Origin of the sequence: Burkholderia sp. ABCPW 14, from assembly GCF_001523835.1 — a bacterium.
GTDB lineage: Bacteria > Pseudomonadota > Gammaproteobacteria > Burkholderiales > Burkholderiaceae > Burkholderia > Burkholderia mayonis.
The window spans coordinates 68,509-88,187 of record NZ_LOVS01000055.1 but is presented as its reverse complement, the minus strand read 5'-3'; the positions used below and the strand labels follow the sequence as shown (position 1 = coordinate 88,187).

General features: G+C 69.4%; 16 protein-coding genes and 1 pseudogene. 8 read left to right on the top strand and 9 right to left on the bottom strand.

The window, feature by feature from the left end; all coding sequences use genetic code 11:
* Positions 1 to 56: 56 nt before the first annotated feature.
* From WS62_RS07865 to WS62_RS07855, 3 genes are all read left to right on the top strand, one after another.
* On the top strand, positions 57 to 1,496 hold the full coding sequence (locus WS62_RS07865; RefSeq protein ID WP_066569787.1) for a TAXI family TRAP transporter solute-binding subunit: 1,440 nt from the start codon (positions 57 to 59) through the stop codon (positions 1,494 to 1,496).
* Between the two features lie 97 nt (positions 1,497 to 1,593).
* Positions 1,594 to 2,232, top strand: a complete 639-nt coding sequence (locus WS62_RS07860; RefSeq protein WP_066569785.1) for a 2-hydroxychromene-2-carboxylate isomerase — start codon at positions 1,594 to 1,596, stop codon at positions 2,230 to 2,232.
* A 73-nt stretch (positions 2,233 to 2,305) separates the two neighbouring features.
* The gene (locus WS62_RS07855) at positions 2,306 to 3,253 is read left to right on the top strand and encodes a LysR family transcriptional regulator (protein WP_066569784.1); all 948 of its coding nucleotides are present in this window, start codon (positions 2,306 to 2,308) and stop codon (positions 3,251 to 3,253) included.
* Positions 3,254 to 3,480: 227 nt separating this feature from the next.
* Here WS62_RS07855 and WS62_RS07850 read toward each other — a convergent pair whose 3' ends face one another.
* The 8 genes from WS62_RS07850 to xdhA all read right to left on the bottom strand — a co-directional run bounded on the left by WS62_RS07850 (position 3,481) and on the right by xdhA (position 14,745).
* Entirely contained in the window at positions 3,481 to 4,551 is a 1,071-nt protein-coding gene (locus WS62_RS07850; protein WP_066569777.1) for a FecCD family ABC transporter permease, read from the bottom strand.
* The gene (locus WS62_RS07845) at positions 4,548 to 5,555 is read right to left on the bottom strand and encodes an ABC transporter substrate-binding protein (protein ID WP_066569770.1); all 1,008 of its coding nucleotides are present in this window, start codon (positions 5,553 to 5,555) and stop codon (positions 4,548 to 4,550) included. Before WS62_RS07845 ends, WS62_RS07850 begins: the two co-directional genes overlap by 4 nt.
* Positions 5,549 to 6,340 carry an ABC transporter ATP-binding protein gene (locus tag WS62_RS07840; RefSeq protein ID WP_066569767.1) on the bottom strand — a complete coding sequence of 264 codons (792 nt, stop codon included), beginning with the start codon at positions 6,338 to 6,340 and terminating at the stop codon, positions 5,549 to 5,551. Before WS62_RS07840 ends, WS62_RS07845 begins: the two co-directional genes overlap by 7 nt.
* Before the next feature lie 40 nt (positions 6,341 to 6,380).
* Positions 6,381 to 8,657 carry a TonB-dependent receptor gene (locus WS62_RS07835; protein WP_066569765.1) on the bottom strand — a complete coding sequence of 759 codons (2,277 nt, stop codon included), beginning with the start codon at positions 8,655 to 8,657 and terminating at the stop codon, positions 6,381 to 6,383.
* A gap of 416 nt (positions 8,658 to 9,073) precedes the next feature.
* Entirely contained in the window at positions 9,074 to 9,478 is a 405-nt protein-coding gene (locus WS62_RS07830) for a nuclear transport factor 2 family protein (protein ID WP_066569763.1), read from the bottom strand.
* Positions 9,479 to 9,867: 389 nt separating this feature from the next.
* A complete protein-coding gene (locus WS62_RS07825; RefSeq protein WP_066569760.1) occupies positions 9,868 to 10,650 on the bottom strand; it encodes a substrate-binding domain-containing protein in 783 nt (260 codons plus the stop codon).
* Between the two features lie 193 nt (positions 10,651 to 10,843).
* Positions 10,844 to 13,198 (bottom strand): xanthine dehydrogenase molybdopterin binding subunit, encoded by a 2,355-nt coding sequence (gene xdhB / locus WS62_RS07820; RefSeq protein WP_066569759.1) that lies wholly within the window; start codon positions 13,196 to 13,198, stop codon positions 10,844 to 10,846.
* Positions 13,199 to 13,227: 29 nt separating this feature from the next.
* On the bottom strand, positions 13,228 to 14,745 hold the full coding sequence (xdhA, locus tag WS62_RS07815; RefSeq protein ID WP_066569758.1) for a xanthine dehydrogenase small subunit: 1,518 nt from the start codon (positions 14,743 to 14,745) through the stop codon (positions 13,228 to 13,230).
* On the opposite strand from xdhA, the gene WS62_RS38775 reads away from it, so the two are divergent.
* The 3 genes and pseudogenes from WS62_RS38775 to WS62_RS07805 form a co-directional block, all read left to right on the top strand.
* Positions 14,719 to 14,943, top strand: coding sequence for a hypothetical protein (locus tag WS62_RS38775; RefSeq protein WP_082720794.1), 225 nt, complete (start codon positions 14,719 to 14,721; stop codon positions 14,941 to 14,943). The two genes, xdhA and WS62_RS38775, sit on opposite strands and share 27 nt — an antisense overlap.
* Positions 14,944 to 15,024: 81 nt before the next feature.
* The gene (locus tag WS62_RS07810; protein ID WP_066569752.1) at positions 15,025 to 16,239 is read left to right on the top strand and encodes an MFS transporter; all 1,215 of its coding nucleotides are present in this window, start codon (positions 15,025 to 15,027) and stop codon (positions 16,237 to 16,239) included.
* A gap of 3 nt (positions 16,240 to 16,242) precedes the next feature.
* A pseudogene (locus WS62_RS07805) lies at positions 16,243 to 16,476 on the top strand (helix-turn-helix domain-containing protein); the annotation flags it as partial.
* A 24-nt stretch (positions 16,477 to 16,500) separates the two neighbouring features.
* Here the strand turns inward: WS62_RS07805 and WS62_RS07800 are convergent.
* Complete coding sequence (locus WS62_RS07800) at positions 16,501 to 17,715, bottom strand: pyridoxal-phosphate-dependent aminotransferase family protein (RefSeq protein ID WP_066569749.1); 1,215 nt, start codon at positions 17,713 to 17,715, stop codon at positions 16,501 to 16,503.
* Between the two features lie 433 nt (positions 17,716 to 18,148).
* Here WS62_RS07800 and WS62_RS36090 point away from each other — a divergent pair, with 433 nt between their 5' ends.
* Positions 18,149 to 18,511, top strand: coding sequence for a hypothetical protein (locus WS62_RS36090; RefSeq protein WP_156440904.1), 363 nt, complete (start codon positions 18,149 to 18,151; stop codon positions 18,509 to 18,511).
* A gap of 150 nt (positions 18,512 to 18,661) precedes the next feature.
* Positions 18,662 to 19,642: a LysR family transcriptional regulator gene (locus WS62_RS07795; protein WP_066487098.1), complete on the top strand. Its 981-nt coding sequence runs from the start codon at positions 18,662 to 18,664 to the stop codon at positions 19,640 to 19,642.
* Positions 19,643 to 19,679: the final 37 nt, after the last annotated feature.

The following is a 19,679-nucleotide window of genomic DNA, read 5'->3' as shown; positions in this document are numbered from 1 at the left end:
GCAGCAGCGCCGAACTCGGGTACCATCGCCGCGAACAGCCCCCCGCCGTCAGTCTCATGAAGCCAGCCCAACCTCGCCGTCACCGGCCGCACCGCATCGTCGCCCGCTTCGTCGCGGTGTCGTGGCGCGATCTCGCGATGTCGATCGGGCCGACCGTCGTGCTGTCGATCGCCGCGATCTGGCTCGCGATCGCGCTGATCCAGCCCGCGCCGCCGACGTCGCTGACGATCTCGGCGGGCCCGCCCGGCAGCACGAACTGGCGCGCCGCGCAGCGGTACAAGCAGATTCTCGCGAAGAACGGCGTGACGCTCGACGTGCTCGAATCCGAGGGCTCGGCCGAAAACCTCGCGCGGCTGTCGGATCCGGCGCAAAAAGTCGACGTCGGCTTCGTCCAGAGCGGCATCGAGCAGAAGGCGAAGCAGGAGAATCTCGTCTCGCTCGGCAGCGTCGGCTACGTGCCGCTCGCGATCCTCTATCGCGGGCCCAGGATCGAGCGGCTGTCGCAGCTCAAGGGCAAGCGGCTCGCGCTCGGCGCCGAGGGCGCGGGCGCGCACGAACTCGGCCTCGCGCTCCTCAAGATGAACGGCATCGCGCCGGGCGGCGCGACCGGGCTGCTGCCGCTCTCCGGCGAAGACGCGGCGCGCGCGCTCATCGAAGGCAAGATCGACGCCGCGTTCCTGTCCGGCGACTCGACGCAGATTCCCGTGATGGCGAAGCTGTTTCGTTCGCCCGGCGTGCATTTCTATTCGTTTACGCAAGCCGAGGCGTACACGCGGCGCTTCCCGTACCTGACCGACATCACGCTGCCGATGGGCGTCTACGATCCGGGCACGAACCTGCCGCCGTCGGACATCCACACGCTGTCGCCGACCGTCGAGCTGATCGCGCGCGACACGCTGCACCCCGCGCTGTCCGACCTCCTCGTCGAGGCCGCGCGCGAAGTGCACGGCCGCGCGACGATCCTGCAGCGCGCGGGCGAGTTTCCGTCGCCCGTCACGCACAGCAGCTTCATGCTGTCCGACGACGCCGCGCGCTACTACAAGTCCGGCAAGACGTTCCTGTACCGGAAGCTGCCGTTCTGGGTCGCGAGCCTCGTCGACCGGCTGCTCTTCATCGTCGTGCCGCTCATCGTCGTGCTGATTCCGGGGCTGCGGCTCGTGCCGTCGCTGTACGGCTGGCGCGTGCGCTCGCGGATCTACCGCTGGTACGGCGCGCTCATCGCGCTCGAGCGCAGCGCGCTCGGCGAGCACACCGCGCAAGAGCGCGTCGTGCTGCTCGACAAGCTCGACGACGTCGAGGAATCGGTCAACCGGATGAAGATGCCGCTCGCCTACGCGGGCCAGTTCTACGTGCTGCGCGAGCACATCGGCTTCGTCCGCGAGCGGCTGCTCGCGCGCGAACACGATATGTCGTCGCCCGCCGCGGCGAATGCGCACGCGACGCCGAAACCCGCCGACGCGCTGCCCGCCGGCCCGTCCACCTCGGGCGACGCTTGAGCCGAAAATCCGTCGCGGCGGCTGCATTTGCCCGCGCCGCCGCGTAACATTCAATCACGAGGCCGCGCGTCGCGTCCTTTTCCTCAGGAGACACTCCATGACCGTCGGCCTCGACGCCTCCCAGCCGATATGGTTCTACGACTTCCTGTCGCCGTTCTCGTATCTGCTGCTGGAGCAGCACGACAAGTGGCCCAGCATCGCGTTCGCGCTCGCGCCGGTGGCCCTCGCCGATCTGCATCGCCACTGGGGCCACCGCCCCGCCTCCGACGTGCCCACGAAGCGCGTCTTCACCTATCGGCACGCGCTCTTTCGCGCGGAGCAGCTCGGCATCCCGTTCAAGATGCCGCCCGCGCATCCGTTCGATTCGACGCGCCTGCTGCTGCTCGCGATCGCGCTCGACTCGGACGTCCAGGCGATTCACGAGATCTTCCGCTTCGTCTGGCGCGAGGGCCGCGATCCGTCGGCGCCCGACAACTTCGCCGAACTGTGCGGCCGCGTCGGCATCGCGCACGACGACGAGCGGCTCACGTCGGACGAAACCGTCTCGCAGCTACGCCGCAACACCGACGATGCGATCGCCCTCGGCGTATTCGGCGTGCCGACCTTCTGGCTGAACCACCAGCTCTTCTGGGGCGAGGACGCACTGCCGATGGTGCTTTATTGCGCGCGCACGCCGAGCTGGCTCGAATCGAGCGAAGTGAGGCGAATCAGCGCGCTGCCGTCCGGACTCGCATGACATCGCCCGCCTTTGCGCGCCGCGGGCGCGCGATGCGCCGCGCCCGCGCCTGACGCCGCCTTCCCCGCTGCAGATGCAATCGAATCAAGACAGCACCGCGTCGCTCGACATCCGGCTCGTGCGCGTGCTTCGCACGCTGCTCGTCGAGCGCAGCGTGACGCAAGCGGCGCTGCGCCTGAACCAGACCCAGCCCGCGATCAGCGCCGCGCTGCGCAAGCTGCGCGACGCGCTCGGCGACCCGCTCCTCGTGCGCGGCAAGACGGGCATGGTGCCGACCGAGTACGGCGCATCGCTCCTCGATGCCGCCGAGCGCGCGCTGCGCGACGTCGACTTCGTCGCGACGCCGCACGGGCCGTTCGATCCCGACACCGCGCGCCGCACGTTCCGGATCGCCGCGCCCGATTATCTGAACGACTTCTTCATGCCGACGCTGATCGCGCGCTTTCGCGCGGCGGCGCCGCACGCGCGGCTCGAGATCGATTCGCTCAATCCGTCGCTCGATCACGCGGCCGCGCTCGATTCGGGCGCGCTCGATCTCGTGATCGGCAACTGGCCGAAGCCCGACCCGCGCTTCGCGCGCGCGGACCTGTTCTCGGACACCGTGGTCTGCCTGATGCGGCGCGATCATCCGCTCGCGCACGCGCCGCTCACGCGCGACGCCTACGCGAACGCCGCGCATCTCGCACCCGCGCCGTACATCGGCGCACGGCACAACGCGATCGAGATCGGCCTCGCGCGCGCGGGGATCGCGCGGCACGTCGTCGCGACGCTGCCGTACTTCGGGCTCGTGCCGCAGGTGCTGCTGCAATCGGATCTGATCTTCACGACGACGCGCCGCTTCGCGATCCACTACGCGCGGTTGCTGCCGCTCGTCGTCGCCGAGGCGCCCGTGCCGTTTCCGCGCATCCGCTGCTATCAGCTCCGGCATCCGGCACCCGATCGGCCGACCGACGTCGATTGGCTGAGCGCGTTGATGGCCGATGTGTCGGCGCAGCTGACGGTGCGCGGAAGGCCGCGGTAGGCAGTAGGCGGTTGCGGTTGCGGTTGCGGTTGCGGTTGCGGTTGCGGTTGCCGGCTGCACGCCGCGTTGCGTTCGTTCGTCGACGCACGCATCGAACTACTGGAATTCAAACGAGCGGCGGCATCGCACCGTTGCGATGCGCGGATCGCGCGCACGCGGCATACCCGTCGACGGCCGTATCACTCACTGTCGATCGCGCTGCCCGAGTCGCCGGCGCGCAGCGCCGCTCAATGCCGCCGCATCAGCGCGATGAAGAACGCGCCGCCGAGCGCCGCGGTGACGATCCCGATCGGCAGATCCTCGGGCGCGACGAGCGTGCGCGCGGCGACGTCGGCCCAGACGAGCAGCGCCGCGCCGCTCAGCCCCGCGACGGGCAACAGCCGCCCGTGCTCCGCGCCGACGAGACGCCGGCACAGATGCGGCGTCACGAGCCCGACGAAGCCGATCGCGCCGCTCACCGCGACCATCGCGCCCGTCGCGAACGATGCGATCACGAACACTTCGCGGCGCATCCGCGCGACGGGCACGCCGAGCGAGACCGCGGCGACGTCGCCCGACATCAGCGCGTTCAATTCGCGGCGACGCGCAACCAGCAGCAGCGCCGCGAGCGCCGCGCAGCACGCGGGCACGCCGAGCAGATCCCAGCGCGCGAGCCCGACGCCGCCCAGCATCCAGAACAGCACCGACGAAGCGGCGCGCGGATCGCCGAGATACAGCAGCAGGTTCGCGACCGCCGTCATCGCGAACGACACCGCGACGCCCGCGAGCAGCAATCGATCCGATTCGAGCCGGCCGCGCCGGTACGCGAGCGCGATCACGAGCGCGGTTGCGACGAGCGCGCCCGCGAACGCCGCGAACGACAGCGTGAGCGGCCCGAACGCGGCGCCGAAGCCGAGCGTCGCCGCGACCGCGCCGAGCATCGCGCCCGAGCTCACGCCGAGCAGATGCGGATCGGCGAGCCGGTTCGCGGTCGCTGCCTGCAGCGCGACGCCGACCATCGCGAGCGTCGCGCCGACGAGCGCTGCGAGCAGCGCGCGCGGCAGCCGGATCTGCCAGACGATGCTGTCCTCGGCGATCGATGCGCGGTGCAATGCGAGCGCGTCGATGCGCAGCATGTCGGCGACGTGCGCCGCGACGATCGCGACGACGCGCGCGGGCGCGATCGGGGTCGCGCCGAGCGCGGTCGCGGCGACGACCGAGATCGCGACGAGCGCCGCGAGCGCGGGCAACACGAGCCACGCGCGCAAGCGCCGGCCGTTCGCAACGGTCGAGGCTTCGACGATCGTCGCGTCGCTCATCGCGCGGCCTTCGCGAACGCGTCCGGATGCAGGCCGCGCGCGATCGTCTCGACGGCCGCCGCGTTCTCGACGCCGGGCGTCGCCGCATCGTACGGAATCACGATGAAGCGGCGCGCACGGATCGCATCGACCTGCGCGAGCGCGGGCTGGCTCAGCAGGAACTGCTTCTTCTGCTCGGCCGTCACCGCCGAATACTCGACGATCACGATCGCCTGCGGATTGCGCGCGACGACGCTCTCCCAGCCGACCTGCGTCCAGCTGCGCGGCACGTCGTCCATCACGTTGCGGCCGCCCGCCGCCGCGATCAGCGCGTTCGGCATCGCGAGCGCGCCGGCCGTCAGCGGCTTGTCGGTGCCGCTGTCGTAGACGAACACGCGCGGCGGCGTCTTTCCGACCGTCGCGCGCGCGAGCGTGCGACGCACCGTGTCGATGCGCGCGCGCATCGCGTCGACGACCTGCGCCGCGCGCGCGTCGACGCCGAAGATCCGGCCGAGGTTCGTCAAGTCGCGATAGACATCGTCGAACGACGCGGGCGGGCGCCGCATCGCGACCGAACACGATTCGGTCAGCACGTACGTTCGGATGCCGAAGCGTTCGAGCGACGCGGGCGTGACGGGGCCGCCCGGGTTCATTCCGTAGCCCCAGCCGGCGAAATAGAAATCAGCGCGCGCGTCGACGAGCGTTTCGAGCGACGGATAGTGCGTCGCAAGCTCGGGCACGCCCGCGAGCGCCGCGCGCAGCCGCGCGTTGCCGGTCTTCCAGCCGGCGATGCCGGTGTATCCCGCCATCCGGTCCGTGAGGCCGAGCGCGACCATCATCTCGGTCAGGTTCACGTCGTTGCTCACCGCGCGCGCGGGCGCGCGCTCGAACGTGACGTCGCGATCGCAGCTGCGCACCGTCACCGGATACGCGACGGCATCGTTCATCGCCGCCGCCGCGAGCGACAGCGTGCAGACGACGCGCGCGAGCGTCGCGGCGCGCAAGGCGGTTCGTCGTTTCAACATCGTTCGGCATCCTCCGGATAGATCAGCGTGACGCGCGGCCGTCCCGATACCGGGTGCGCGTCGACGATCGCATCAACGCCGAACACGTCGGCGAGGCGCGCGCGCGTGAGCACGTCGGCGGGCGCGCCGCTCGCGACGATGCGGCCGTCGGCCAGCACGTGCAGCCGGTCGCAGTACGCGGCGGCGAGGTTCAGATCGTGGATCGTGGCAAGCGTCGTCACGCGCAGCGCGCGCACGCGCGCGAGCAATTCGAGCTGATGGCGCACGTCGAGGTGATTCGTCGGCTCGTCGAGCAGCAGCAGCGCCGGCCGCTGGACGAGCGCACGCGCGAGCAGCGCGCGTTGCTTCTCGCCGCCCGACAGCGACGCGAAGCGCCGCTCGCGCCGCGTCCACAGATCGACGTCGCGCAGCGCGGCCTCGACGATGCGCGCGTCGTCCGCGGTGTCCGCATCGAACAGGCGCTTGTGCGGCGTGCGGCCCATCCGCGCGACTTCTTCGACCGTCAGACCGAAATCGTCGGGCGCCTCCTGCTGCAGCACCGCGATCCGCTGCGCGCTCCAGCGCGGCGACGCGCGCCACACGTCCCGCGCGTCGAGCGTCACCGCGCCCGCTTGCGGCCGCGCGAAGCGAAACGCACATCGCATCACGCTCGTCTTGCCGCTGCCGTTCGGACCGATGAGGCCCGCGAGCTCGCCCGCGCGCACCGTCAGCGACAGACCGCGCAACACGGCGGGCGCGCCCGCCGGCGACCAGCACAGGTGTTCGATGTCGAGTGTCGCGGACATGGGCGGGCCTTTTCGATGATCGTGCGAATGCGGCGACGCGCTAGAAGCGCAGCGTCGCGACGAGCTCGGCCGAACGCGACGGCCCGAGCAGCCATTGCGCGCCGCCGTTCGACGTCGACGCCGCATACGTGCGGTTCGCGAGATTGCGCGCGTAGAGCGCGATCTCGACGTCGCGCGTCGCCTGCCACGCGAGCGACGCGTCGAACACCGTGTACGACGGCACCGGCACGAGGTTCGCGTCGTCGCCGTAGCGGCGTCCGACGTAGCGCATGCCCGCATGCGCCTGCCAGCCGGGCGCGAATGCCCAGCCGATCCACAGGTTCGCGGTCTGCTGCGGGATGTCGTGCGGCACGTTGCCCGCGCGTTGCTCGACCGCACCGCCGACGCGCTGGCTGAAGTCGTCGTAGCGCGCGCGCAGCAGCGCCGCGTTCGCATCGATCGTCACGCCGCCGGGCAGCCGCACGCCGCCCGCGAGCTCGATCCCGCGCGACGACTGACGGCCGACCTGCTGCGCGCGCGCCGGATTCAGCGGATCGGTGCTGACGAGGCCGCGCTTGACGATGTCGTAGACGGCGAGCGTCCAGTACGCGCGGCCTTCCCACATCTCATGCTTGACGCCCGCTTCCCATTGGCGGCCCGTCGCGAGCGTGTAGTCCGCCTGCGACGACGACAGCGTGACGAGCGAGCCGACGCCCTCCGCGCCCGTCGTGTACTGCGCGTAGGCGGTGAAGGCCGGCGTGATCTCGTAGACGAGCCCGCTGCGCCAGCCCGTGTGCGCGAAGGTCTTGTCGAACGCGTCGCCCGCGATCAGATCGTCGCGATGAAACGAAAGATAGTCGTAGCGCAGCCCGCTCACCCACGCGAGCCGCGGCAGCACTTCGAGCCGGTTCTCGACGAACACCGCCGCCTGGCGCGTGCGCGTGCGAAAGCGCGGCGACGTCGGATCGGGGCTCGCGAACGCGCCCGGATCGAAGCCGAACGCATTGACGGTCGACTCGCCGCGATACGGCGCGTTGTTCGCGCCGTCGAACGCGATCTGGTTGAACTCGGTGCCGATCACGAGCCGGTTCGCGCGGCCGAACACGCGCGAGTCGATGCGCGCCGCGAGCCGCTCGCCGAACTGCCGCTCGCGATGGAAGATCTCGAGATAGTCGCTGCGCGTCACGGTGTGCGCCGCCGCGTCGAGCGCGTACGATTCCGCGTCGCGCCAGTGGCGGCGCGTCGCGAGATAGTAGAGCTGGCCGTCGAGCGTCACGCCGTTGCCGACGCGATACGTCGCGGCGAGCCGCGTCCACGTATCGTGATAGGCGATCGTCGCGTCGCCGACGTTGTAGTTGCGCTCGCGCAGCGCGGGATCGAGCACGCCGTTCGTCACCGGCACGCCGAAATAGGTCGCCGGCTTCTGGCGGCCGTAGTCGTAATCGAGCGTGATCGAAAGACGCGGATCGACATCGAGCTTCAGCGCGCCGCCGACGGCCGTTGCGTGCGCGTCGCCGCGGTCGACGAAGCCGCGCGTGCGCTCGTCGCTCAGATGGAAGCGATAGGAAAGATGCGGCCCGAGCGCGCCCGTCGTGTCGAACGCGACGCGCTGTTCGCCTTGCGTGCCGATGCCCGCCTGCAGCGTCGTCGACCGCTCGCGGCGCGGACGCTTCGGCACGACGTCGACGACGCCGCCGATCGCCCCTTCGCCATATAGCACCGACGCGGGGCCGCGCAGCACCTCGATGCGCTCCGCCGACCACGTCGAGAACGGAAATGTCACCGTGCCCGCGCCCGGATAGAGGCGCACGCCGTCGACGAGCGTCGTCACCGATTCTTGGCCGGCAAAGCCGCGCACGCTGAGCGCGGTGCCGCCATTGCCGGGCGCCGCGGCCGTGCTGAAGCCCGTCGCGCGCGTGACGGCGTCGACGATCGTGCGGTCGCCGCGCGCGGCGATCTGCTCGGACGTGATCACCTCGACGCTCGCGGGCGTGTCCAGGCTCGCGAGCCCGAGGCGCGAGCCGGCCGCGAGCGGCGTGGACAGCGGCGGCGGCGCGTGCGGCGCGTCGCTCGTCACATGCACGGTCGGCAATTCGTGATGGCTATCGCGCGCGGGGTCGACGGAATCCGCATCCGCGGCGAGCGCGCCGGACGCCGTCATCGCGCAGGCGAGCGCCGTCACGCAGCGCTCGACGGTCGTACGGCGCTCGGCGGGACGCAGGGAAGCCGCGCGTGCGGCGTTTGCGATATGTGCGGCGTGCGAAGCGTGCGCGGCGGTCGTTGCGGGCATCCGGCCGAACGCGCGTCGGCGCAGCGGCGCATGTCGGGTCCGGCTCATCGGCGGATCGCCTCGTCCGTCGCAAATATCGATGCGCTCATCGCGCGCCCCGCTGTCGTCGGCGCCCCGCAGCCCCGAATGCGTCCCGCCTGCTTCGCTGTGTTCACTGCTCGTCGACTCCCGCAACCTTGATTGGCATCGCGCGGGCGGCTGGACGTCGTGCAGTCGGCAGGAACCGCGATCCCGCCTGCATCGGCGTCGCGCACGCGCGGCTGTGCGCAGGCGACGACGGACACCGTCGCATGAGCGCGACGGCTTACGGCTCACCTACACGAAGGGAACGATGATATAACATATCATCCTACCTTTGCACGGCCGATTGACGCCAAAGCCTGGGATCGGTGCAATGCCGATCGGGCATGAGCGGCCGATGGATGTGGAGCGCGACGGACGTTTGCGCTTCGGCAAGCGTGCGCTCACGCCGCGCAGAAGGTCTCCTGCAGATGCGTCCAGCGCACCGCGCCCGTCTGCGGATCGCGTTCGAACACAGCGGTCGAGCGGCGCGCCGGCAGCGTGCCCGTCGCGTCCGTCTGATACTCGCAGTAGCTGACGACGCCGAGCGCCGAGTCCGCAGCGAGCGCGCGCATCTCCGCGAACGTGATCTTCAAGCCAGGCTTGCGGCCGTGGAGCCGCGCGAACAGCGCATGCATGGCGGCGTGATCGTAGACGTTGCCGTCGGTACCGATCATCGTGAAGCGCGGCGCGAAGCGCGCCATCAGCGCGTCGAGCGCGGCGGGCCCGGACACGTCGCCCGAGAGCCAGTCGCCGATCGCGTCGCAGCCGGCAACGATCTCGTCGAAATACGGTTGATGCGCTTGCATGAGTCTTCCTCGCTAAGGCGCGGCACGTGACGCGCGGACCCGGGAGTGTACGTGATGCGCGCCGCGTGTCCATTCGGGCAGTGCGCGGCCGGGTGCCTTCGGGGTTTGCGAGGGTCGTTCGCAGCGTGCGACGCTCGGCTCGTACCTATCGCGATATCACGGCCGGCGCACGATCTCGCTGCCGCATGAGGCTCGGTTTCGCGATTCGCAGCGCACGCCCGTTAATGGCGTGAACAGGCCCTAGCCGGCTCGAGGAATCTTACGAGCGTCGTCGGCCGAAGCAGCCAGCACTTGACCTGCGGCGCTCGGCTCGCCCACGTTGCGGCCAGCGCATGCCCCCGCCGCCGCACGAAGCGCAGCGTCGCGACCGACGACGCAAACGCAACGCGTCAGTGCGCCGGAATCGGATCGAGGCCCGTCTTGCGGATGTCGCCGGCCGACGCGGGCGACGCCAGATAATCGAGCAGCGCGCGCGCCTCGCGCGGATGCTTCGCGCCGGCCGGCATTCCGCCCGCAAACCGCGTGACCGATTGCAGCGACTCCGGAATCTTGCCGACGAACGTCACGCCCTGCACCGGCAGCAACTCGCTCACCTGCTGGAAGCCGAGCGCATACGTGCCGTCGGCGACCTTCGACGCGACCGGAATGCGCGGCACCATCGTCGCCTTCGGCTTGACCTCGACTTCGACGCCGAGCCGCTTGAACAGCGTGTTCTGGATATAGACGCCGCTCGCGCTGTCCGAGTACGCGACCGATTTCGCGTGCAGCAGCGCGGCCTTCAGCGCGCCGGGCGTGCCGATGTCGGGCACCGGCTCGCCCGCGCGCACGACCGCGCCGATCCGCGAATCGGCAAGCTCGACGCGCGAGCCCGGATCGACCTTGCCTTCGCGGATCAGCGCGTCGAGCGCGTAGCCGACCATGATCACGACGTCGGCCGGCTCGCCGCGCGCGAGCCGGTTCGGGATCGCCTCGGGCGTCGCGCCCATCGACGGCCCATACACGATGTCGAGCGTGTTGCCCGTCGACGCCTCGAACTTCGGCGCGAGCAATTGGTACGCGGCCGTGAAGCCGCCGGAATTCATCACGTGCAGCTCGGTTGCGTGCGCTTGCGCGAGCGCGGCGGCCGCGCTCAGCAGCGCGGCGCCGAGATGCTTCGTCAGGGCATGTCTCATCGTTGTCGTCGTTTTCGATCGGTCGTCGGGAAGGAAGCGCCGATCATCTTCGCGGAAACCGGCTCCGTTGAGAAGCGCAGGTTTGTACGGATTGGTTAGCTTCGAGGCGGCTCGCGGCTCGCCGCTCGCCATTGCGCCGCTTCATCGCGCAACCGACCATCGCGCATTCACGCATCGGCGCAACCGCCCCGCATCACGCCCCCGCCCGCACCGCCCGCACCGCGCGCAAAATCGACTCGCCCGTCGCGGGCGCGGCGAGCGGCGGATCGATCGCATGATCGCCGACCGCCGCAATCGCGTCGCGGATCGCGAAGAACACCGAGAACGGCAGCAACAACGGCGGCTCGCCGACCGCCTTCGACCGATGAATGCTGTCCTCCGCATTACGGTTGTCGAACAGCTTCACGCGGAAATCCGGCGGGCAGTCGTTGACGGTCGGGATCTTGTACGTCGACGGCGCGTGCGTCATCAGCTCGCCGCCGTCGTTCCACCACAGCTCTTCGGTCGTCAGCCAGCCCATCCCCTGGATGAACGCGCCCTCGACCTGCCCGATGTCGATCGCCGGATTCAGCGACGCGCCGACATCGTGCAGCGCATCGGCGCGCAGCACGCGCATCTCGCCCGTCAGCGTGTCGACGACGACTTCCGACACCGCCGCGCCATACGCGTAGTAGAAGAACGGCCGCCCGCGCAGCGTCGCCTGATCCCAGTGCAGCTTCGGCGTCGCGTAGAAGCCGTCCGACCATAGCTGCACGCGCGCGCGATACGCGTGCGCGACGACTTCCGCAAACGGCACGACGGCGTCGCCGACGCGCACTTCGTCGTGCGCGAAGCGCACGTCGGCCGCGCTCGCCGCACCGTTGCCGAAGCGCTCGGCCGCGAACGCGGCGAGCCGCTCGCGCAACTGCCGCGCGGCGTCCTGCGCGGCCTTGCCGTTCAGATCGGAGCCCGTCGACGCCGCGGTCGCCGACGTGTTCGCGACCTTGCTCGTGTCGGTCGCCGTCGCGCGGATTCGCCCGAAGCCGACGCCGAGCTCGTGCGCGACGACCTGCGCGACCTTCGTGTTGAGCCCCTGGCCCATCTCGGTGCCGCCGTGGTTCACGAGGATCGAGCCGTCGGTATAGATGTGGACGAGCGCGCCCGCCTGATTGAAATGCGTGACGTTGAACGCGATGCCGAACTTCACCGGCGTGAGCGCGATGCCCTTCTTCAGCACCGGGCTCGACGCGTTGAACGCGCGCGTCGCCGCGCGGCGCGCGCGGTATTCGCTCGTCGCCTCGAGCTCGGCGATCAGCTCGTGCAGCACGTTGTCCTCGACCGTCTGCCCGTACGGCGTCACGTTGCGCTCCGTCTTGCCGTACAGATTCGCGCGGCGCACGTCGAGCGGATCGCGGCCGAGCGAGCGCGCGACGCTGTCGATGATGTACTCGATCGCGAACGCGCCCTGCGGGCCGCCGAAGCCGCGGAACGCGGTGTTCGACTGCGTGTTCGTCTTTCCGCAGCGACCGACGATCGACACGTCGGGCAGCCAGTACGCGTTGTCGAAATGGCACACCGCGCGCGTCATCACGGGCCCCGACAGATCGGCGGAGAAGCCGCAGCGCGACGTCATGTCGACCGAGACGCCTTCGATCACGCCCGCGTCGTCGAAGCCGACGTCGTAGCGGTAATGGAAGTCGTGCCGCTTGCCGGTGATCATCATGTCGTCGTCGCGATCGGGACGCAGCTTCACCGGGCATTGCAGCTTCCACGCGGCGAGCGCCGCGCAGCACGCGAACAGGCCCGATTGCGATTCCTTGCCGCCGAAGCCGCCGCCCATCCGCCGGCATTCGACGAGCACGTCATGCGACGCGAGCCCGAGCACGCGCGCGACGAGATGCTGCATCTCGCTCGGGTGCTGCGTCGAGCTGTAGACGTGCATCGCGCCGTCTTCCTTCGGCACCGCGTAAGCGATCTGCCCTTCGAGATAGAACTGCTCCTGGCCGCCCAACGTCAGCTCGCCCGCGCAGCGATGCGCGGCGCGCGCGATCTGCGCGGCCGCGTCGCCGCGCGCGAGCTTCATCGGCGGGATCACGTACGAGCCGGCCGCGCGCGCGGCCTGCGCGCTCAGGACCGCCGGCAGCGCGTCGTATTCGATCTGCGCGCGGCGTGCGGCCGCGCGCGCCGCGTCGTGCGACGTCGCGACGACGACGAACATCGGCTGCCCGACGTACTGGACGACGCCGTCGGCAAGCACCGGATCGTCGTGAACGATCGGCCCGCAATCGTTGACGCCCGGAATGTCGGCGGCGGTCAGCACGGCGACGACGCCCGCCGCCGCGCGCACCGCGTCGAGCCGCATCGACACGATCTTCGCGTGCGGCTTCGCGGAGAGGCCGAGCGCCGCGTGCAGCGTGCCCGCGACGAGCGGAATGTCGTCGGTGTAGGTCGCGCGCCCGCTCACGTGCAGATGCGCGGATTCGTGCGGACGCGACACGCGGACTTGCTTGAACGCGTCGCGCTCGGCGTCGGCGGCGATGCTCAGGAAAGGTTCGGCTTGCTGATTCATGATGCGATGCTCCGCTTCGCGTCGATCGGTCAGGAGGCGGCCCGCTCGGCGGCGACTTCGCGCACGTTCACTGCCGCGGCGGGCAGCGGATCGTGCGGGCGGGTCTCCAGCCAGAAGCGGTACAACAGGTTCTTCGCGGTCTCGATCCGGTACGCGCTCGACGCGCGCATGTCGGTGAGCGGCGCGTAGTCGTTCTCGAGCGCGCGCATTGCCGCGAGCGCGGCGGCTTCGTCCCAGACGGCGTCGGCAAGCACGGCCTCCGCGTGCGGCGCGCGCTTCGGCGTCGCGGCCATCCCGCCGAACGCGATGCGCGGCGCGCGGATCGACTCGCCGTCCACGACGCACGCAAATGCCGCGCAGACGGCCGAGATGTCGGAGTCGAAGCGCTTCGACAGCTTGTACGTGCGGAATCGCAGGTTCGCGCGCGCACCGGCGCGCTTCGGCACCTTCAATGCAACGACGAGCTCGTGCTCGGCCATGTCCTTCTTCTGATAGCCGAGATACAGATCCTCGAGCGGCAGCTCGCGCGTCGCGTCGCCGCCGCGCAGCACGACGCGCGCGCCGAGCGCGATGAGGCCGGGCATCGAATCGCCGATCGGCGAGCCGTTCGCGACGTTGCCGCCCATCGTCCCCGCGTTGCGGATCGGCAGCGACGCGAAGCGCTTCCACATCTCGGTCAGCTCCGGATAGTGCGCGGCGAGCCCCGCATACGCGGCCTCGACCGTCGCGCCCGCGCCGATCTCGATCCAGTCGTCGTCCTCGGCGATCCGGCGCAACTCGGCCACCTGGCCGACGTAGAGCACGTCGCCCAAATCCCGGAGCTGCTTCGTCACCCACAGGCCGACGTCGGTGCTGCCCGCGAGCACGCGCGCCGACGGCTTGTCGGCCTTCAGCCGCGCAAGCGCGTCGAGCGTGCGCGGCGCGTCGAACGAGCGGCCCGCGTGCTCGTAGTGAAACGTGTCGTCGCGGCGCAGCGACGCGAGCGTGCGCGCGAGCGCGGCGACGTCGACGGGAGCCTTCGGCGGCGGCGCGTCGAGCATCCGCACCGCCGCGTCGACGATCGGCCGGTAGCCGGTGCAGCGGCACAGGTTGCCCGTCAGCGCGTCGGCGATCTCGGCGCGCGGCGGCGTCGTCCGGTCGGCGCACGGCGCGTCGTGCCCGTGCTTCTCGTACAGCGCCCACATCGACATCGCGAAGCCCGGCGTGCAGAAGCCGCACTGCGAGCCGTGGCATTCGACGAGCGCGTCCTGCGCCGGATGCAGCGTGCCGTCCGGCTGGCGCAGGTCCTCGACCGTGAAAAGCGCGCGGCCGTCGAGCGTCGGCAAGAACTGGATGCACGCGTTGACCGCCTTGAAATCGACGCCACCCGCGTCGTTCAGTTCGCCGACGACGACCGTGCAAGCGCCGCAGTCGCCTTCCGCGCAGCCTTCCTTCGTACCGGTGCAATGCGCGTCCTCGCGCAGATACTGGAGCACCGTGCGAGTGACGTTCGCGCCGCCGACTTCGCGGATCGCCTGGCGATGATAGAAACGGATCGGCTCACTCATGTTGCGTCGTTCTCGAAAATGGGGACATGCTGGGACGATGGCGGCGCGCGCAGCGCCGAACCGGCGCGCAGACGGCCGCCGCGGCCGTCGTCGTCACAATTCGCACGCTATCACCGTCAAATTCCGGAACCCATAGCCGACCGCGCATGCGGTTTATATCGCCGCGACGATATGCCGCTTTGCGCACCGCTTAACTAAGCAGTACCTGCAAGAAAACCGGTTCCATGTAAAAATTCGGCTTTCGCATCAAATGGATGCGCATCTTCGTTCCGTCCCCCAATGCCCGCCGATTCCGCCCCTTCCCCGCGCAGCGCGTCCGTCACGACGCTGCAGATCGTCTCCGTCGTATCGTTCACGTTCGTCTGCTACCTGACCATCGGACTGCCGCTCGCGGTGCTGCCGGGCTTCGTGCATGACGAGCTCGGCTTTTCCGCGATCGTCGCGGGCGCGGCGATCAGCGTGCAGTATTTCGCGACGCTCGCGTCGCGGCCGCTCGCCGGTCGCTGCGCGGACACGCTCGGCCCGAAGCGCACCGTGCTGCGCGGGCTCGCCGCGTGCGGCGCGAGCGGCGCGCTGCTGCTTTCGGCGTTCGCGTTCGCGCGCTGGCCGGCCGCGAGCATCGTGCTGCTCGTTGCGAGCCGGCTCGTGCTCGGCGTCGGCGAGAGCCTCGTCGGCACGGGCGCGATCCTGTGGGGGATCGGCCGCGTCGGCACCGCGCACAACGCACGCGTGATCTCGTGGAACGGCATCGCGACGTACGGCGCGCTCGCGATCGGCGCGCCCGTCGGCGTCGCGATCTCGCATGCGCTGATTCCCGCCGTGCTCGGCGTGCTCGTGATCGCGCTCGCCGGCGGCGGCTACTATCTCGCGCGGCTGATCGCGCCCGTGCCGCTCGTGCACGGCGAACGGATGTCGTATGCAAGCGTGCTCACCCGCGTGCTGCCGCACGGCCTCGGCCTTGCGCTCGGCTCGGCCGGCTTCGGCTCGATCGCGACCTTCATCACGCTCTACTACGCCGAACGCCACTGGCCGAACGCGGCGCTGTCGCTGACCGTGTTCGGCACGCTCTTCATCGGCGCGCGCCTGTTGTTCGCGAACATGATCAAGACGCACGGCGGATTCCGCGTCGCGATCGTGTCGTTCGCGTTCGAATGCGCGGGCCTCCTGATGCTGTGGCTCGCGCCCGTGCCGCACGTCGCGCTCGTGGGCGCGGCGCTGACGGGCTTCGGCTTCGCGCTGATCTTCCCCGCGCTCGGCGTCGAGGCGGTCGCGCTCGTGCCGCCCGCGAGCCGCGGCGCGGCGCTATCCGCATATTCGGTGTTCCTCGATCTGTCGCTCGGCATCACGGGGCCGCTCGCCGGCTACGTCGCCGGCGCGTTCGGCTATCCGCAGGTGTTCCTGTGCGCGGCCGTCGCGGCGGCGGCGGGCGTCGCGCTGTCGACGGTGCTGTATCAGCGGCAGGCGCGCCTGTCCGGCAGCGGCGCAGCCGCCTAGCGGTCCGAATACCACTTCTCGCGAATGTTCCGCGTATCGCTCGGCCGCGCGCCGCACGCGTGGATCGCGGAGCAGCGCCTCGCGCGAGCGCGCACGCTGCTGCGCACGACTTCGCTGCCGCTCGCGCAGATCGCCGCGCAGTGCGGCTACGCGAACGCCGCCCACCTCAGCCACCGCTTCCGCGACACGCAAGGCGCGACGCCGGGCGCATACCGGCGAGCGATGCAGGCCGCCTAGGCGGCCCGCGCATTTCCGCTTACGTCACTCGCCGCGCCCCGACAGCGCCTGCTCGAGCGCCGCGACGCCCGCCGGCAGATCGACGGGCACCTTCAGATCGACCATCGTGCGGCCGAACGCGTGCAGCGTGCGGAACAGGTTGTGCTCGCGGCACTGCTCGCCCATCTGGCCGATCCGCACGATCGGCAGGCCGAACGAGCCCGAGATCTCGACCTGATACTGCTTCGAGATGTGCCCGCAGATGAGCCCCGGCGTGAGACCTTCCGGCACCGCGATGCCGACGACCGAGTTCAGCCGGCACGACTGGGGCGCGTAGAACTCGAGCCCCATCCCCGTGACCCCCGCCTGCAGCGCGAGCGAGCAGCGCAGATGGCGCGCGTAGCGGTTCTCGAGCGTCTCCGCGCAGACGAGCCGCAGCGCCTCGTGCAGCGCGAGCACGCCGGACACGGGCGCCGTGTAGTGGTAGCCGGCGTTGTGCCAGAAGTGCTCGGCGAGCGCCATGTCGAGGCACCAGTGCGTGTTCGGCTCGGGGCGGCTCTTCATCCGCTCCCACGCGGCGTCGGAGAACGCGATCAGCGACACGCCCGGAATCGACGACAGCCCCTTCTGCCCGCCCGTGATCACGGCGTCGATGCCCCACGCGTCCATGTCGAGCGGCATCGTCGACAGCGTGCAGACCGCGTCGACGACGACGAGCGCGCCCGCCGTCTTGGCGATCGCCGCGATTTCCTTCAGATGGCGGTTCCAGACGGTGTTCGACGTCTCGCCGTGGACGATCGTGACGATCTCCGGGCGCTCGCGCGCAATCGCGTCGGCGATTTCGCCGAGGCTCGCGACCGAGCGGTCGGGCACGTCGATCGTCGCGACGTCCGCGCCGACGCGCATCGCCATCTCGGCCATCCGCGCGCTGAAAAAGCCGTTCTTGATCGACAGCACCTTGGCGCCGCGCCACGCGAGATTCGAGATCGCCATCTCCATCGCGGCGGAGCCGGGGCCCGCGACGCCCAACACCCACTTCGTGCGCGTCTGGAACACGTAGCGCCCCATTTCCTTCACCTGCTCGATGATCTTCGCCATCGTCGCGCCCAGGTGGTTGATCACGATCGTGTTCGCCTTCGCGACCGCGGCCGGGATCGGCACGGGGCCGGCGCCCATCATGAGGAGCGGTTCTTCGGGCAGGATCGCGTCGAGCGGAACGACGACGGGACAGGGAATCGGCGAGTGATCGGTCGTGGACATGGGCTAGGCGGAACAACGGGTTGAGAATGCGGTAATCGATCGATCATTCCGCGAACCGTTGCAATGCGCAAGTGTTTTGATCGACGCGAGCTTCGGACGCATACGCGGCAGCCAAGCGGCGCAACGACGCGGCCCCACTGCTCGGCACCGCCGCCGGCGGGCGGCCGAACGTCGCGCCCGATCGCCCGATCGCCGGACCGCCCGATCGCCGGACCGCCACGCGGCGAGGCGCGGCGAGGCGAGCACCCGGCCTGTCAACTTCGACAGGCCACCTCCTGCGACGAATCCGGGCTTGACGCCCACCGCCCGCCCGGCATTCATCCGACCGTCCGTGCTTTTTTCGCGTGACAGCCTCGGAAAAATCCCGCCGCTCCCGCTCGAATAGGCCAAATCGGCATCAAAACTCCCCCCTGCTAAATCGAAAAATCATTCTTTGCAACCCGAATCGTCAAATTTCCCGAAAAAGCTTGCATTAGCCATTCGATGCAATGCAGCAAATTTATTTGTTCCGCACCGGAAAAGAACTGGTGACGGCATTGCAATTCACGAACAAAAATCGCCAAAAAAATACACCGTCGGCATCCTGCGCGCGGCGCTCCGCACTGCGAACCAGCGGAGTCCCGGATTGGAAACGGTACCGCGTCAGCCGCTCCGAGCGGCGGCCTCGCCAGGATTAAAACCATCGCAATCTTCGAATATCGCCCGCGCAATTCTCGGAATCGGTTCACGCCCCATAAATCAGGTTCGACGACGCCGCCAGCCGATTTATTACATTCGGGATGAAATAATTATTTAGTTGACTGATGCAGTCAGCTTATTGAACAATTTGCCCAGCCTTCGATGATTTGACATTTAAGACAAGCCCTGTGCTGATCCGACAGCCTGCGGCTCGCCACGATCGAAGGTGTAAAACACAACATAATCATTTAATGGGCCAACGAAAGCTATGAACCAAATCCAGACCATGCGTGTTTTCGTATGTGTTGCAGAACTGCAGAGCTTCCGGCGGGCGGCGCGCAAGCTCGGCGTATCGAATGCGCTCGTCACGCGTTCGATCGCGATGCTCGAAACACATCTGAACACGCGTCTCATCCATCGCACGACGCGCAATCTGTCGCTAACGGAAGCGGGCATCCGCTATCTCGACGGCTGTCGGGCGCTGCTCGAGGAGTTCGATCAGCTCGAGGCGTCCGTCGAGCGGGCGGTTCACGAGCCCGTCGGCACACTGCGCGTCGCCGTGTCCGGGTTGCTGTCGCCCGGCCGGGTCACTCCCCTCGTCGACAGCTACCGTCGTCAGTACCCGAAGGTGCGCGTGCAGCTGACGCTGACCGAGGGTCCGCTCGACGTGATCGAAGCCGGCTATGACGCGGGCCTCGTCACGGGCGGCCGTCTCGACGGCAATCCGGCGCTGATCGGCCATCCGCTGGTGCCGAACACGCTCGCGCTGTGCGCCGCGCCTTCGTACATCGAACGGCACGGCGCGCCGCATCGTCCCGACGATCTCGTCCGCCATTCGTGCATCGCGCTGCCGGCCGACCAGCACTCGTCGACCTGGCGCTTCGTCGATCCGGACCACTTCACGCACGTCGTGTCGCTGCAGCCCGTCTACACGGTCAACAGCGCGTCGATGGTGCGCGCGGCGACGCTCGCCGGCACCGGCATCTCGGTGCTGCCGGAAAGCTACATCGCCGACGCGCTCGAAAGCGGCGAGCTCGTGCGGATCCTCGGCGACTACCGGATCGACGATCCCGACACGCAGTTGTCGATCGTCTATCCGAACCGCCAGTTCCTGCCGGCGCGCACCCGCAGCTTCGTCGAGCACGCGCTGTACCACCTCGGCGGCCAGAAGACCGAGACGAACGGCCACTACTTCATGCGCGAGGCCGGCACGGCCAAGCGTCCCGATGTCGTCGCCGGGCTCCAGTGACGCCCGACTGAAGTAAACTGATGCGCACCTTTACCGG

What these genes read in the sequence shown, in the direction of transcription:
- WS62_RS07865 (WP_066569787.1), top strand. Translation starts at nt 57, where the DNA reads ATGAAGCCAGCCCAACCTCGCCGTCACCGGCCGCACCGCATCGTCGCC.
- WS62_RS07860 (WP_066569785.1), top strand. Translation starts at nt 1,594, where the DNA reads ATGACCGTCGGCCTCGACGCCTCCCAGCCGATATGGTTCTACGACTTC.
- WS62_RS07855 (WP_066569784.1), top strand. Translation starts at nt 2,306, where the DNA reads ATGCAATCGAATCAAGACAGCACCGCGTCGCTCGACATCCGGCTCGTG.
- WS62_RS07850 (WP_066569777.1), bottom strand. Translation starts at nt 4,551, where the DNA reads ATGAGCGACGCGACGATCGTCGAAGCCTCGACCGTTGCGAACGGCCGG.
- WS62_RS07845 (WP_066569770.1), bottom strand. Translation starts at nt 5,555, where the DNA reads ATGTTGAAACGACGAACCGCCTTGCGCGCCGCGACGCTCGCGCGCGTC.
- WS62_RS07840 (WP_066569767.1), bottom strand. Translation starts at nt 6,340, where the DNA reads ATGTCCGCGACACTCGACATCGAACACCTGTGCTGGTCGCCGGCGGGC.
- WS62_RS07835 (WP_066569765.1), bottom strand. Translation starts at nt 8,657, where the DNA reads ATGAGCCGGACCCGACATGCGCCGCTGCGCCGACGCGCGTTCGGCCGG.
- WS62_RS07830 (WP_066569763.1), bottom strand. Translation starts at nt 9,478, where the DNA reads ATGCAAGCGCATCAACCGTATTTCGACGAGATCGTTGCCGGCTGCGAC.
- WS62_RS07825 (WP_066569760.1), bottom strand. Translation starts at nt 10,650, where the DNA reads ATGAGACATGCCCTGACGAAGCATCTCGGCGCCGCGCTGCTGAGCGCG.
- xdhB (WP_066569759.1), bottom strand. Translation starts at nt 13,198, where the DNA reads ATGAATCAGCAAGCCGAACCTTTCCTGAGCATCGCCGCCGACGCCGAG.
- WS62_RS38775 (WP_082720794.1), top strand. Translation starts at nt 14,719, where the DNA reads ATGATAGAAACGGATCGGCTCACTCATGTTGCGTCGTTCTCGAAAATG.
- xdhA (WP_066569758.1), bottom strand. Translation starts at nt 14,745, where the DNA reads ATGAGTGAGCCGATCCGTTTCTATCATCGCCAGGCGATCCGCGAAGTC.
- WS62_RS07810 (WP_066569752.1), top strand. Translation starts at nt 15,025, where the DNA reads ATGCCCGCCGATTCCGCCCCTTCCCCGCGCAGCGCGTCCGTCACGACG.
- WS62_RS07800 (WP_066569749.1), bottom strand. Translation starts at nt 17,715, where the DNA reads ATGTCCACGACCGATCACTCGCCGATTCCCTGTCCCGTCGTCGTTCCG.
- WS62_RS07795 (WP_066487098.1), top strand. Translation starts at nt 18,662, where the DNA reads ATGAACCAAATCCAGACCATGCGTGTTTTCGTATGTGTTGCAGAACTG.